Origin of the sequence: Amycolatopsis panacis (assembly GCF_003600245.1) — a bacterium.
GTDB classification, from domain to species: domain Bacteria; phylum Actinomycetota; class Actinomycetes; order Mycobacteriales; family Pseudonocardiaceae; genus Amycolatopsis; species Amycolatopsis sulphurea.
The window spans coordinates 17,335-30,833 of record NZ_QZFV01000064.1 but is presented as its reverse complement, the minus strand read 5'-3'; the positions used below and the strand labels follow the sequence as shown (position 1 = coordinate 30,833).

13 protein-coding genes are annotated in these 13,499 nt (G+C 69.1%); 3 read left to right on the top strand and 10 right to left on the bottom strand.

What is annotated here, in order from left to right; all coding sequences use genetic code 11:
* The first annotated feature begins 20 nt into the window (after positions 1–20).
* Both D5S19_RS06650 and D5S19_RS06645 read left to right on the top strand, forming a co-directional pair.
* Positions 21–635: a glycoside hydrolase family 25 protein gene (locus tag D5S19_RS06650; RefSeq protein ID WP_120022436.1), complete on the top strand. Its 615-nt coding sequence runs from the start codon at positions 21–23 to the stop codon at positions 633–635.
* A gap of 160 nt (positions 636–795) precedes the next feature.
* Entirely contained in the window at positions 796–2,034 is a 1,239-nt protein-coding gene (locus D5S19_RS06645; RefSeq protein WP_120022498.1) for an aminodeoxychorismate synthase component I, read from the top strand.
* 367 nt (positions 2,035–2,401) lie between these two features.
* Here the strand turns inward: D5S19_RS06645 and D5S19_RS06640 are convergent, their stop codons facing one another.
* Positions 2,402–3,361, bottom strand: coding sequence for a quinone oxidoreductase family protein (locus D5S19_RS06640; RefSeq protein WP_120022435.1), 960 nt, complete (start codon positions 3,359–3,361; stop codon positions 2,402–2,404).
* Between the two features lie 177 nt (positions 3,362–3,538).
* Between D5S19_RS06640 and D5S19_RS06635 the strand changes: the two genes are divergently transcribed.
* Positions 3,539–4,039 carry a QsdR family transcriptional regulator gene (locus tag D5S19_RS06635; RefSeq protein ID WP_120022434.1) on the top strand — a complete coding sequence of 167 codons (501 nt, stop codon included), beginning with the start codon at positions 3,539–3,541 and terminating at the stop codon, positions 4,037–4,039.
* On the opposite strand, the gene rsmI is transcribed toward D5S19_RS06635, so the two are convergent.
* From rsmI to wecB, 9 genes are read right to left on the bottom strand one after another with little or no spacing between them, the layout of a single operon-like run.
* Complete coding sequence (rsmI, locus tag D5S19_RS06630) at positions 4,009–4,848, bottom strand: 16S rRNA (cytidine(1402)-2'-O)-methyltransferase (RefSeq protein WP_120022433.1); 840 nt, start codon at positions 4,846–4,848, stop codon at positions 4,009–4,011. The genes D5S19_RS06635 and rsmI overlap by 31 nt on opposite strands.
* Before the next feature lie 39 nt (positions 4,849–4,887).
* On the bottom strand, positions 4,888–6,147 hold the full coding sequence (locus tag D5S19_RS06625; RefSeq protein ID WP_120022432.1) for a nucleotide sugar dehydrogenase: 1,260 nt from the start codon (positions 6,145–6,147) through the stop codon (positions 4,888–4,890).
* A gap of 48 nt (positions 6,148–6,195) precedes the next feature.
* The gene (locus D5S19_RS06620; RefSeq protein ID WP_120022431.1) at positions 6,196–6,924 is read right to left on the bottom strand and encodes a WecB/TagA/CpsF family glycosyltransferase; all 729 of its coding nucleotides are present in this window, start codon (positions 6,922–6,924) and stop codon (positions 6,196–6,198) included.
* Positions 6,921–8,231 carry a WzyE family oligosaccharide polymerase gene (locus D5S19_RS06615; protein ID WP_120022430.1) on the bottom strand — a complete coding sequence of 437 codons (1,311 nt, stop codon included), beginning with the start codon at positions 8,229–8,231 and terminating at the stop codon, positions 6,921–6,923. The genes D5S19_RS06620 and D5S19_RS06615 overlap by 4 nt, the downstream gene beginning before the upstream one ends.
* Positions 8,218–9,285: a TDP-N-acetylfucosamine:lipid II N-acetylfucosaminyltransferase gene (locus D5S19_RS06610; RefSeq protein WP_120022497.1), complete on the bottom strand. Its 1,068-nt coding sequence runs from the start codon at positions 9,283–9,285 to the stop codon at positions 8,218–8,220. Before D5S19_RS06610 ends, D5S19_RS06615 begins: the two co-directional genes overlap by 14 nt.
* The gene (gene wzxE, locus D5S19_RS06605) at positions 9,282–10,541 is read right to left on the bottom strand and encodes a lipid III flippase WzxE (protein WP_233573751.1); all 1,260 of its coding nucleotides are present in this window, start codon (positions 10,539–10,541) and stop codon (positions 9,282–9,284) included. The genes D5S19_RS06610 and wzxE overlap by 4 nt, the downstream gene beginning before the upstream one ends.
* 10 nt (positions 10,542–10,551) lie before the next feature.
* A complete protein-coding gene (gene rffA, locus D5S19_RS06600; RefSeq protein WP_120022429.1) occupies positions 10,552–11,682 on the bottom strand; it encodes a dTDP-4-amino-4,6-dideoxygalactose transaminase in 1,131 nt (376 codons plus the stop codon).
* Complete coding sequence (gene rffC / locus D5S19_RS06595; protein WP_120022428.1) at positions 11,679–12,368, bottom strand: dTDP-4-amino-4,6-dideoxy-D-galactose acyltransferase; 690 nt, start codon at positions 12,366–12,368, stop codon at positions 11,679–11,681. The genes rffA and rffC overlap by 4 nt, the downstream gene beginning before the upstream one ends.
* A complete protein-coding gene (gene wecB, locus D5S19_RS06590) occupies positions 12,368–13,489 on the bottom strand; it encodes a non-hydrolyzing UDP-N-acetylglucosamine 2-epimerase (RefSeq protein WP_120022427.1) in 1,122 nt (373 codons plus the stop codon). The genes rffC and wecB overlap by 1 nt, the downstream gene beginning before the upstream one ends.
* Positions 13,490–13,499 lie beyond the last annotated feature (10 nt).

Below are 13,499 nucleotides of genomic sequence, written 5' to 3'. Positions count from 1 at the left end.
GGGGCTTGTCAGGGGCGCGAATGACCGGACCGGAGAGCGAACGCGGGCTCACGCTCACACATCGTGAGCAGGTGCTCGATTGGTCAGCGGTACGAGCCGCCGAGATGCGGTTCGCGTCGGTGACCGTCAGTGAGAACGTGAACTGGCGTGCCACCGGCGCCGAGCGGATGGTGACCGCCGCGCAGGAGGCGGGCCTGCACACCGGCGCCCGGCACTACGCGCGGCCCGGCGCGGTCCACGACCAGGCCGAGCATTTCGTGCGCACGGCCAGCAGGCTCGGCGCGTTCGCCCCCGGTTCGCTCGCACCCGCGCTGGAGGTGGACGCCGAAAGCGTGGACGACCGGTTCGTCAAAGCGTGGATCAAGCACGTGCGGCATGCGGCACGGATCCGCCGGGTGCTGGTCTACGCCGGGCACGACTGGTGGTCGCGGCGGCTGAACCCGGACCGCTGGGCGGATCCCGACGTGGTGCTCTGGCTGGTGCGGCACAACGGGATCCCCGGCAGGCCCGGCTGGTTCCACGCGCGGCTCGGGTTGCATCAGCACGCCTACTCCGCGGACCTGCCCGGAGTGGGTGGGCCGGTCGCGCAGGACGCGGTGGTGTACCCGTTTACCCTCTCCGACCTGCTGCTCTGATCACTTTTCGCGCCGGCACCGCCCGGCCAAGGCTGTGAAGGGTCCCTTCACGGACTCTGGGTCTGTGAAGGGACCCTTCACAGCCCTTACCGACCGCGAAAGCGACAGGATCGGGTCACTTTTCCGGCAATTCGCCGAGGTACGCGCGCACAATGGCGCGATGCTCTCCCGTCCCCTGCGGATCGGCCTGTCGCCGGAACAGGTCGTGGTGCGGCTTGCCGCGTACGCGCGGAAGCACGACCTGGCGCAACCCGCCGCGGTGTGCGGTGAGTGGTTCGGCTCGCGGGCGGTAGTGGCGCCGTTCCTCGACGTGCGCGCCACGCCGTTCCCGGGTCCGGTCGGGGAGGCGCCCGGTGCGGGCGTCGGCGGTGGCTGGTTCGGGTACCTGGGCTACGACTCGGCCGATCCGTCCGGCCGCCGTGGCGCGCTCCCCGCGTCCGCTTGGGGCTGGGCGGACCATGTCCTGCGCTGGGACGCCGACGGGACCTGCCGGTTCGAAGTCCTCGAAGGCGGGCGTGATCCGGACGTCCTTTGGTCCACTGTGGAGCGAGCACTGGCGGTTCCGGCGTCGCTCACCTGGTCGGCGAGCCCGCTGCGCCGCCCGTCCGGGCACGAGCAGGCGGTGAAGGCGTGCGTGCACGAGATCGAAGCGGGTGAGCTGTTCCAGGCGAACGTGTGCGCGCGGTTCGTCGGCGGCTTCGACGGGGAGCCTGCCGCGCTGTTCGCCGAGGGCGTCCGGCGGCTCGCGCCGCGGCGAGCGGCCTACCTCGCCGGCGACTGGGGTGCGGTGGTGTCCCTGTCGCCTGAGCTGTTCCTGGCCCGGCACGGCCGCCGGGTGCGCTCGTCGCCGATCAAGGGCACGCTGCCGCGGCGCGGTCCCGAACACGACCGGAACGCCGACCTGCTGCGCCGGTCGGCGAAGGACGTCGCGGAGAACGTGATGATCACCGATCTGGTGCGCAACGACCTCGGCCGGGTGTGCCGGGTGGGCAGCGTGGTGGTGCCGGAGCTGCTCGCGGTGCATCCCGCGCCCGGGGTGTGGCACCTGGCGTCCACAGTGGAGGGTGAGCTGGCGGACGGGGTGACCGACGCCGGGCTGCTGGCGGCGGCCTTCCCGCCGGGTTCGGTGACCGGGGCGCCGAAGATCCGCGCGCTCGACCTGATCGCCGAGCTGGAACCGCGGGCGAGAGGCGTCTACACCGGAGCGGTGGGGGTGGTTTCGCCGTCCGCCGGGCTGGAGCTCAACGTGGCGATCCGGACCTTCGAGATCCACGACGGCACCATCGAACTCGGCGTGGGCGGCGGGATCACGGCCGATTCGGCCGGGGCGGCGGAATGGCAGGAGTGCCTGGACAAGGCTGACCCGCTCGAACAACTCCTGGCCACTCCGCCGGGGTGACCTGCCGGGGGTCGAGCACCGGCCTGCCGACCGTGCGGCGGGAACACAGCACATCGTGAGCGGGCGCGCTTCGGCGAGCGGGTACACGCCCCGCCACCCCGAGCCAGGTCGAACAACTTCTCACCACTCCGCCCTGGCTACCTACGCGAGTCAAGCACCGGCTTGCCGACCGTGCGGCGGGAACACAGCGTTTCAGGGGCGGCGGCGGGCTCGGGCGAACGGATTTACGCCACCCGCGACGGCCCGCCGCCGCGAACCAAGTCGAACAACCAACCACTCCACCAGAGCGGCCTACCTGCGCGGATCGAGCACCAGCACGCCGCCCCAAGCCAGGTCGAACAACTCCCGACCACTCCGCAAGAGCGGCCTACTTACGCGGATCGAGCAGCAACTTGCCCACCGTGCCACGAGAACGCAACGCCTCATGCGCGGCACGAGCCTCGGCAAGCGGATACTCACCGCCCGCGACGGCCCGCAATCCGCCGCCCCGCACCAGATCGAACAGCTCGGTCAGCGCGGTACCGAACACGTTGCCCGGCAACCGGAACACGTGCGGCAGCCACATGCCGGAGATCGCAGTGCTGTGCCGGAGCAGGCTGCTCGGCTTCACCGGTTCCGGCGCCTCCCGCCCGGCCATGCCGTAGAACGCGAGCCTGCCGAACGGTGCGAGCGCGGCCATGCTCTGGTCGGTCGTACGGCCGCCGACCATGTCCAGCACGATGTCCACCGACTTGCCGCCGTTGGCCTCGCGCAGGGTTTCGGTCAGGTTCTCCGCGCGGGAGTCCACCGCGACGTCGGCGCCCAGTTCGAGCGCCAGGTTCCGCTTCTGCTCGCTGCTGGCGGTGGCGATCACCCGGCCCGCGCCCCATGCCTTGGCCAGCTGCACCGCGATCGTCCCGACGCCGCCCGCCGCCGCGTGCACGACGACCGACTCCCCCGGCTCCAGGTGCGTGTTCTTGCGCAGCAGCACCCAGGCGGTCGCCCCCTGCACCAGCATGGCCAGCGCGTTGAGGTCGTCCACCCCGTCCGGCACCTCGAAGGTCGCGGCGACCGGGCCGACCGCGCGCTCGGCATACCCGCCACCGCCGTTGAGCAGCGAGACGACCCGTTTGCCGCCGGCGGTGCGGCCGACGACCTCGCCGCCCGGCACGAGCGGCAGCGTGCTCGGCGCGAGATAGCTGTTCTCCGCCTGGTGCGTGTCCGCGTAGTTCACCCCGATCCGGTCGACCTCGATCAGCACCTGGCCCGGACCGGGTTCGGGATCGGGTACCTCGGCCGGGGTCAGCACCTCCGGCCCACCGAACTCGGTCACCTGCACAGCACGCATCCAGCGGCCTCCTTCACAGCTCGTCGTGAGACATTCTGCCAGATGTCTCACCAAAGAAACACTCCGTGCTAACGTCTCACCATCGACACGCCGCTTGTTTCCCGTACCTCCCGCCCCGACGCCGTCGCGGCGTTCCGGCTCGCGCGCAGCCATTTCCTCGCCTGCCACCGGATCGACATGCGGGAACTGGCTGCCGAGCTGGGCATCAGCCGGGCCACGCTGCACCGCTGGGTCGGCAGCCGGGACCATCTGCTCGGCGAAATCCTGTGGGCGGAGGCCGCGGCCACGCTGGACAACGTGTCGTTCACCGGCCGCGGCGGCGAAGGACTGGCCGAGGCGATCGGCACCTTCGTGCACACGGTGAACACCTCGGCCCCGTTCCGGACCTTCCTGCGCAGTGAACCGGAGCGGGCGCTGCGGCTGCTCACCACGAAGGCCAGCCTGGTGCAATCCCGCACGATCGACAAACTGCGCGCACTACTGGCCGACGAGATCGCCGCCGGGCGGCTGCGCAGCCCGCTCCCCGTCGCGGACCTGGCCTATCTGCTGGTCCGGGTCGGCGAATCGTTCATCTACACCGACGTGATCACCGGCGACGAGCCCGACGCGGCCAAGGCGCGCACCGCGGCCCGGATGCTGCTGGAGGATCACTTCCGCGACGCGACAACCGCGTCGTAAAGCTCCTTTTTGGACACTCCGGCCGCCTCGGCCACCGCCGCGGCGGCGATCTTCAGCCGTTCCCCGCCGGCGACGCGGGCGCTGACCTCGGCGACGAGGTCCTCCACGCGAGCCTCGACGCGCGCCGCGCCTTCGAGAACCACGGTGATCTCGCCGCGTACCCCGTCCGCCGCCCATTCGGACAGCGAGGCCAACGTGCCGCGTTTGACCTCTTCGTAAGTCTTGGTCAGTTCCCGGCACACCGCGGCCCGACGCTCGCCGCCGAGTGCCGTGGCGGCGTCGGCGAGGGTCGAGGCGAGCCGGTGCGGCGACTCGAAGAACACGGCGGTCCGGCGTTCGGTGGCCAGCTCCGCCAGCCACTTCCCGCGCTCCCCCGGCTTTCGCGGGGCGAAGCCCTCGAAACAGAACCGGTCGCACGGCAGGCCGGACAACGCCAGCGCGGTGGTCACCGCGGACGGCCCCGGCAGGCAGGTGACCGGCAGCTCCTCGGCGACGCACGCGGCCACCAGCCGGAATCCGGGATCGGACACGCTGGGCATTCCGGCATCCGTGACGAGCAGGACGTTTTCCCCGCTGCGCAAGGATTCGAGCAGCTTGGGCAGCCGCGCGGTCTCGACGTCCTCGTAGAAGCTGACCACCCGCCCGGACGGCGACACGCCGAGGGCCGAGGCCAGCGTGCGCAACCGCCGGGTGTCCTCGGCGGCGATCACCTCCGCCGAACCCAATGCCTCGACCAGGCGGGCCGAAGCGTCCCCGGGATCGCCCAGCGGGGTAGCGGCGAGCACGAGCCGTCCGGGCGCAGAGATCATGCGGCCCAGCCTACCGACCGCTGCTACCCGATGTATCGGTCAGAGGACTTCGACTGTGTCCCCGGTGTGTGCCCGCAGCCGACCACGGGTGTCCAGCAGCAGCCGAGCACGCCCGATGAGCGTCGCCGGATCGTACTCGCGGTGCGAGGTCACCACCAAGGTCAGATCAGCGGCTTCGAGTGCTTCCTCCAGCCGGGATTCGCAGCGCACAGTCCGGCCGCCGACCTGCCAGGTGCCGACATACGGGTCATGGAACCGCACCTCGGCACCCAGGCGGTGCAGCTGTTCGGCGATCGGTTTCGCCGGAGTCTCGCGCAGATCGGCGATATCGGCCTTGTACGTGATGCCGCACAGCAGCACGGACGCGCCCGACAGCGCGTGACCGTGCCGGTCGAGCAGCTTCCGCGCGCGTCCGGCGACGTAGTCCGGCATCTGCGCGTTGATCTGCTGCGCCAGCTCGGCGATGCGGAACGAGTGGCCCAGCGACCGCACCCGGTGCGTCAGCAGCACCGGATCAACCGGAATGCAGTGGCCACCGACCCCGGGTCCCGGATGGAAGGTCTGGAACCCGAACGGTTTCGTGCTCGCACAGTCGATCGCGTCCCACAGGTCGATGTCCAGTTCCCGGCTGAACATCGCCATTTCGTTGACCAGCGCGATGTTCACCTGGCGATAAGTGTTCTCCAGCAGCTTCGCCAGCTCGGCCTCCCGGGTTCCCTTGGCCTGGTGCACAGACGAGACGAATTTGCCGTAGAACGCGGCCGCGGCGGCTCCGCAGGCGCCGGTGTGCCCACCGACCACCTTCGGGATCTTCCGCACCGGGTGCGCGGTATTGCCCGGATCGATACGTTCGGGCGAGAACGCCAGGTGGAAGTCCCGGCCCGCGAGGAGGCCGGACCGTTCGAGGATCGGACGCACGATCTCGTCGGTGGTACCGGGAAAGGTCGTCGATTCCAGCACCACCAGCACGCCCGGACGCAGGTTCGCGGCCACCGCCTCGGCGGCGGCGCGGATGGCACCCAGGTCCGGCTCCCCGTCCCCGGTCAGCGGGCTGGGCACGCAGATCACCACGGTGCCTGCTCGGCCCAGCACCCTGGGATCGGTGGTCGGCCGGAAACCGGCGCCGAGCATTTCGCGGACCTCGCCGCCGGAAATGTCGTCCACATGCGACGTTCCGGCGCGCAGGCCTTCGACCACCGACGGGTCGCTGTCCAGGCCGGCCACCGTCAGTCCCACCCGGCACGCCGCGGCGGCCAGGGGCAGCCCGACATAGCCGAGTCCGATGATCGCCAAGTCCACGGCGTTATTCCCTTTCGAGTGCGAGCGTATTCAGTAACCGGCGCGACGCTAGAGGCGGTTCAAGAAGTGATAGCCGGCGTACTCGGCGACCCGGCGCAGCCTGCCGATCCGGGTCGGCTGGGAACCAATTCGGTAAAGCCATTCCAGCCCGGCGCGGCGCCACACCAGCGGGGCACGCCGCACCTGCCCGCTCACCACGTCGAAAGTGCCACCCACGCCCATGTAGAGCGCTTCCGGATGGATTTCTCGGCATTGCGCGGCAAAAATCTCCTGCCGCGGCGAGCCCATCGCAATGGTCACGATGGCCGCTTCACTGTCCCGGATCCGCTGGAAGAGATCCGGCCGGTCGGCGTCATCGAAAAAGCCGTCCTGACTGCCGACGACGTCGACCTTCCACTCCGCGGTGATCTTCTCCCGCACCGCCTGCAGTACCCGCGGTTTCGCCCCGACGAGAAAGACTTTGGCCTGCTCCCGGCCCGCCCGCTCCATCATGCTCTGCCACAGGTCCACCCCGGCGATGCGGTCGAGGTCGACGCCGTACTTCCGGCGGATCGAACGGACTACGCTGATCCCGTCCGCGTAGGGGTAATCGGCCTGGTCCAAGACCGCGCGCAGAACGAGGTCGCGCCCGGCGGCGACGATCTTCTCCGCGTTGACCGCCGCGAGCATGCCGGTCCGTACTCCGTGCGGGCCGAAAAGGTCGTCGAGGAACGCGGACTCGTCCGGGTACCCCAACACCCGCACCCCGCGAATCGGGTAGCCGGGAACGCTGCTCATGCACGGACCTCCGGTTTCTGGAACTGGCGGATCTTGAACACGGCCTTCGCCGCGAGGAAACACAGGCCGAAGACGGCCAGGTAGATGACGAATCGGGAACAGAACGAGTCCAGCCCCTCTCGAACCAGCACGACGAGGGTGAACAACGTGCCGAAACAGAACGCCTTGGCCACCGCACCGCCGGACCCGTCCGCCCCGGCGCCCCGGTGAAGCCGGTCCAGCCCGCGAATGATCAGGCCGGCTGCGGCACCGGTGAGCGGCACCGCGAGCAGCCCGCCCATCAGATATGACGAGCCGATCATCGTGGGTGAGATGGTCAGCCCGGGACCACGGCCGAGCACGGCGCGGGAGAAGTAGTTGGCAGTGTTGAGCACCACCTCCGGACGGTCCGGCCAGATCGAGCGCGGAACGTAGACGGAGAAATCGCGGGCGATCGGCGCCAAGCCCTGGAATTCGATGGTCGAACGCCGTTCCAGGACGAGCGCAAGGTTCTCCCAGGGGGAAAGCGAATCGCGGGTCAGGTACAGGAAGTAGTAGAGCTGCCTCATCCCGGAGGCATGCAGCCCGTAGCGGGCCAGCGCGAGCAGGAACATTCCGGCCACGCCGAGGAAACCCAGCGGTATGAGCAGCTTCGGCTTGAGATACCCCTGCGCCAGGCCGATGAAGAGGAACAGGGCGAACGCCAGCGCCAGGTTGGCCCGGGTGCCGCCCACGGCAACGTAGCCGAGCAGGCCGAATCCGGCGGTGGCCGCCAGGAAGATCCACCAGCGCCGCACCCTCGGGCGCAGAAAGTACCAGATCAGCGCGGCGGGGATGAAGAAGTACGAGAACCGTTTGAGCGCCTGCCCGGACACATCCTTCGTGAACGCCTGGCTGTAGGTGTCCACTTTGAACAGAAGAAGCCCGTTCTGCGCGATGAACACCACGAGAGTGCCGACCGCGACCGCCGCCAGCAGCACCGCGGTCAGCCCGGCCACCCTCTGGTTCGCGGCAAACCACCGGGCGGGGCGGGGCGGCGCGGAAGCGGACCTGCGTGTCGAGCGGGCGAGGTGGTAGACGCCGTAGCACACCATCGGCAACAGCAGTGCGCCGGCCAGCGACGACGTGGACACGATCCGTTCACCGAAACCGACGACAAGCGCGACGGAAAGCGGGAACCCCAGATAGCAGGTGATCAGGAAAGCGACCGAGAAGCAGAAGTCGAAGCTGAATCGTTGCGCACGGAACTTTCGGCAGATCACCAGACCGAGCGTGGCGACGCACAGCGTCCACAACGCGGCCAGCAGAACCAGCTCACCGACCGGCATCGGATGCTCCCTCCGTCAGCGCGCGCAGCCAGCCGGGCACGCAGTTCTCGGGTGTGAAGGACAGTTGCGCCCAATCCAGCGCGGCGAGCTGCCGTCGGCTTCGCTCGACCTCCGCCGGGGTGATCCGGTCCTCGTGCACCAGCACCGGAACGTGCTGCCCGGTCAGATCTCGCAGGAACGGATTGTCCTGGCTGAGCACGAACGGCACCTGCGCGCGGATCAGCATGGACAGCGTCCCGATGCCCTGCTGCCGCCGGAAAATCAGGTAACCGAGATCGCATTCCGCCAGCAGGTCCGCGTACTGCCGGTAATCCAGCAGATCGGTGAGCAACCGGACGTTGCCCGGCGGGAACAGCCGGTGCGCCTCGGCCCGGATCGCGCGGAGATAGGTTTCGTTCCCAGCGGGATAGCCGCAGGGAAGGACGACCCGGGTCTGCGCGCCAAACCGTTCCCGCACTGCCCGCAACGCGGTGACGTGACGGTTGCTCGCGTCGCCGGAATTGCCGATCAGCACGGTCAGCGAGGATCCGGGCCGGAGCCGGGCGAGTTTGGCGTCCGGCCCCTGCGTCCGGCTTGGGAAATAGAGGACGGTGCTCCGGGTGCGCGGATGCCGGCGCCGGTAGTGGCCGAGATCGCCGGCCGTGCCGAGGACCCGGCCGACCCGCCCTTGCGCGATCCGCCGGAGCCGGTAGAACAGCGCGGCCCGCGGGCCGGCCGCGACCTCGTAGAGGTCCGCGCCCCAGATGTGCCAATGCGCCTGGTGCGGCCGGATCGCGCCGGTCAGCAGAGCCAGCCAGATCCGCGGGGAGAACTGGCCGTGCAGGAAGAAGGTGATGGTGCGGTCACGGCGCGCCGATCGACGCGCCGCGGTGGCCAGCTGCCGGCGATCGCGGTACCGGATCAGGTCCAGATTCGGGTACTCACCGGGCGACTCGGCGGAAACGACCCAGAACACCGGCCGGCCGGGCAGCTGGGCGGCCAGCACATCGTTGAAAAACCGCAGAACGGTCGTGTTGTGGTGCGGGATGTCCGAACCGAGTACGTGGATCATCATCGGCGTGCCTTCCGCCGCCACAGCAAGAAGACCGCACAGCACAGCGTGAAGTGGGCGACGTAGGTCACGAGGTAGGCCTGGGTCGCGCCCACCGCGCCGTGCGCGGGTATCAGGATCAGAGAAATTGTGCAGAGCAGGACGAACTGACTGACCTCGGCCAAGACGTAGAACCGCAGTGAAGCACGAGCCAGCACGAAGTACCCGAAGACGTAGGCGCCCACTTTCAGCACGTCTCCGCACAGCTGCCAGGCGAACAATTCCCGCATGGCGGTGAACTCGCCGGAGTACAGCATCGCGATCACCAGGTCACGGGTGAGCCACAGCCCGAGCGCGACCACGCCGGCCGCGACGAGCACGAACCGCAGCGCGCGGCCCACCTCGCGCGAAATCTCCCCGGCGTCACTGAGCCTGGACAGCGTCGGCAGCAGGTACAACGACAACGGCGCGGTGAGCAATTGCAGGTAAGAGTCGGAAATCTTGCTCATGCCCTGCCAGATGCCAGCCTCCCGCAGGCCGTGCGCGTCGGCCAGCAGGTGCCGCAGGAAAATATGGGCGGAGGGCAGCAGTGCCGCGGTGACCGCGACCATGATCGCGAATTTCCCGAGCCGACGGGCTGTCTCGGTATCCCACGACGGCCGCAGCATCCGCAGCGAGTCCCGATCGCGGTGGCGAAGGACCAGGTACGAGGGCACCACGGCCAGCGCGGGAAGCAGGCCGAGCCCGATCAGCGCTCCGGAATACCCGCCGAGCACCCCGCAAATCCAGTACGCGCTCGCACCGAGCACGCTGCCACCGATGACCGACAACGCGGTGCCAGTGGCATCACACCGTCCTTTCAGGATCGACTGATACAAGCTCGCGTATGCCAGTCCGAATTGGACCACCGCCAGCGCGCGTACCGTCCCGGCGAAGCCATCCCTGCCGAAGAGCAGCAGGCCGATCGGGTCCGCCAGTACGAGCAGTGCCACACCGACCAGCAGCGAGCAGCCAAGCACCACGGTCGCCGACGTGCCCAGCACCCGGCGCCTGCCGTCCTCGGGCAATGCGGCGACATACTTGGTGACACCGTTGTATATGCCACCGCCGGCGAACGTCGTGAGCACGGTGACGAAGGTGAGCAGGTTCCCCGCTAGCCCGACGCCGACCGGCCCATAGGACACCGCGAGCAGCTTCATCACCAGCAGGCTCGCGGCCAGCTTGAGGACGGTGGACACCGCCGTCCAGGCCGCCACCCCGGTCAGGGACTTGGCCCGCACGGCGGCAGGGTCAGCCAAAGTAGCCGAGCACGGCGTCGATCACGGCGCGGTGCTGCTCGTCGGTCAGGTTGTAGAACAGCGGCAGCCGGACCAGCCGTTCACTTTCCGTCGTGGTGCAGACGTCTTCGCCGTGGAAACGGCCGAACCGCAGGCCCGCCGGGCTGCTGTGCAGCGGGACGTAATGGAAGACAGTCAGGACACCGCGGCCTTTCATGGCGTCGATGAAGTCGTCGCGATGGCCGGCGTCCCGCAGTTTCAGGTAGAACATGTGTGCGTTGTGCCGTACCCCGGGGGGAATCCGCTGGACCTGCACGGTGCCGTTGGCCGCCAGGTGCCCGAACGCGGCGGCGTAGCCGTCCCAAAGCTCACCGCGTCTGCGGTCGATACGGTGCGCGGATTCCAGCTGGGCCAGCAGGTACGCGGCCTGCAGCTCGGACATGAGGTAGCTGGAACCGAGATCCCGCCAGGTGTACTTGTCCACGTCCCCACGCCAGAACTCGAGGCGGTTGGTGCCCTTCTCCCGCAGGATTTCCGTACGCGCCACGAATTCCGCGTCGTTGACCAGCAACGCGCCGCCTTCGCCACCCGCCGTGTAGCCCTTCGTTTCGTGGAAGCTGAAACAACCGAAATGGCCGATGGTGCCCAGCGCCCGGTCGCGATGGGTCGCGAGCATGGCCTGTGCCGCGTCCTCGACCACCCAAAGCCGGTGCTTCCGCGCAATGGCCATGATCGTGTCCATGTCACAGGCCACCCCCGCGTAGTGCACCGGCACGATCACGCGGGTGCGCTCGGTGATCGCCGCCTCGATCTTCCGCTCGTCGAGGTTCATCGTGTCCGGCCGGACATCGACGAAAACGATCCTCGCGCCACGCAGCACGAAGGCGTTGGCCGTGGAAACGAAGGTATAGCTGGGCATGATGACCTCGTCGCCCGGTCCGATCCCCAGCAGGAGGGCAGTCATCTCCAGCGCCGCTGTGCACGACGGGGTGAGGAATGCCCGGCGAGCGGAAAGCTCGCGCTCCAGCCACGACTCGCACGCGGCAGTGACGCTGCCACCGCCTGAGAGCCCTCCACTGCGCACGACCCTGCGCACATAGTCCATTTCGGTTCCGACGACCGGCGGGCTGTTGAACGGGATCATCGATACATCCACCGGGCCTTCGCGGACACGACACCGCCGTGTGCCTGATAGCAACGGATTGCGGCCAGGTTGCCCGGTTGGGTGACGATGGTGAGCCTGCGCACGCCACGCGCCGCACACCAGTGCTGGGCAGCGGCCACCAGTCGCCCGCCGATACCGCGCCCGGTCCACCCCGGCGCCGCTGCCAGCAGGCCCACCCGCGCCGAATCTTCGCCAGTTCGGCGTACCGTCACGTACCCCGCGATGTCCCCGTCCTCGCGCACCAGCAGGCATTCGTCGTCGTAGCTGCCGTGCACGGCGTTTTCCAGCCATTGCCGGTAGAAATCGTCGCGCTGCGCCTCGGTGTACCAGGGCGGGCGGAAGCGACTGGTCCGGAACACTCCGGGGACGATCTCCCGCAGCCGGGGAATGTCGGCCGCCCCGGCGGGCACGTGGTCACTGCCGGTTTTCCCCGGAACCGGCAGCACGAAATCCACCGCGCCCTCGACGTCCCGGAAACCCAGCGCTTCCAGCGCGGCGGCGGTCCCCGGCCGATCGGCGCCGATCTTCGCCTCCACGACGTCGAACCGCCGCAACGCGGGCAGTGTCAGCGGACCGGCTTTCGCGGAAAAGACCAGGCGGGCACAACGCATGGCGAAGAACTCGCTCGCCCAGTCCAGCGGGACCACCTCGGCGTGCACCCCCATCAGAGGCGCACCACGCCGGACTCCGGCACCGCGAGCACGCGTTCGTAGACCTCTGCGATGCGGTCGGCCGTCCGGCCGTCCCAGCGCTCGGGCACCCGCCCGGGCTTGCCGCCCCCGTCCAGTACCGCGAACGCGGCCGCCCTGATCGCCGCGGGGTCCGTGCCGACCAGGGTGTTGGTCCCCTGCTCGACAGTGATCGGGCGCTCGGTGTTCTCCCGCAGGGTCATGCACGGGACACCCAGCGCCGTGGTCTCCTCCTGCAGACCCCCGGAATCGGTCAGCACGAGGCGGGCCCGCATGGTCAGGGCGAGGAATTCCAGATAGCCGGCCGGCGGCACCAGCAGCAACCGCGGTGCGCGTTCCCGTGCGGCCTTGAGCCGTGGCCTGTCCAGCATCGCCCTGGTACGCGGGTGGCTGGGGAAAACCACCGGAATCCGCGCGGACAGGTCGATGATCGCGCCGAGCAGCGCAAGCAACCGCTCTTCGTTGTCCACATTGGATGGACGGTGCAGGGTGCACAGGGCATACCCGCCGGGCACCAGCCCGGCCGGTACCGGCAGCCGTTTCGCCCGCGCCGCGAACCGCAGGAGCGTGTCGATCATGACATTCCCCACGTGGTGCACCCGGTCCTCGCCGATCCCTTCGCGCCGCAGATTGCCGAACGCGTCTTCGGAGGGGATGAGCAGAACCTCCGCGAGGTGATCGATGAGCACCCGGTTGAGCTCCTCGGGCATCGCCCGGTCGTAGCTGCGCAGCCCGGCTTCCACGTGGGCGACCGGAATTCCGGACTTGGCAGCGGACAACGCGGCCGACAGCGCCCCGTTGGTGTCACCCACCACAGACACGAGCGAAGGACGGTGGGTACGCAGCGTCTCCGCCAGACCGAGCACGACCTGTCCGGTCTGCTCCGCGTGACTACCGGTACCCACGCGCAGGCGGACGTCGGGCGCGGGCAGGCCCAGCTCGCGGAAGAACACGTCACTCATGTCCGCGTCGTAGTGCTGTCCAGTGTGGACGACCAGTTGCCGCAGCCGCCCCCGCCGGGCAATGGCCCGGTGAATCGGGGCTACCTTGACGAAATTGGGACGCGCGCTGACCACGTGCAGGACCGTGGGCGCCATTAATTCATTT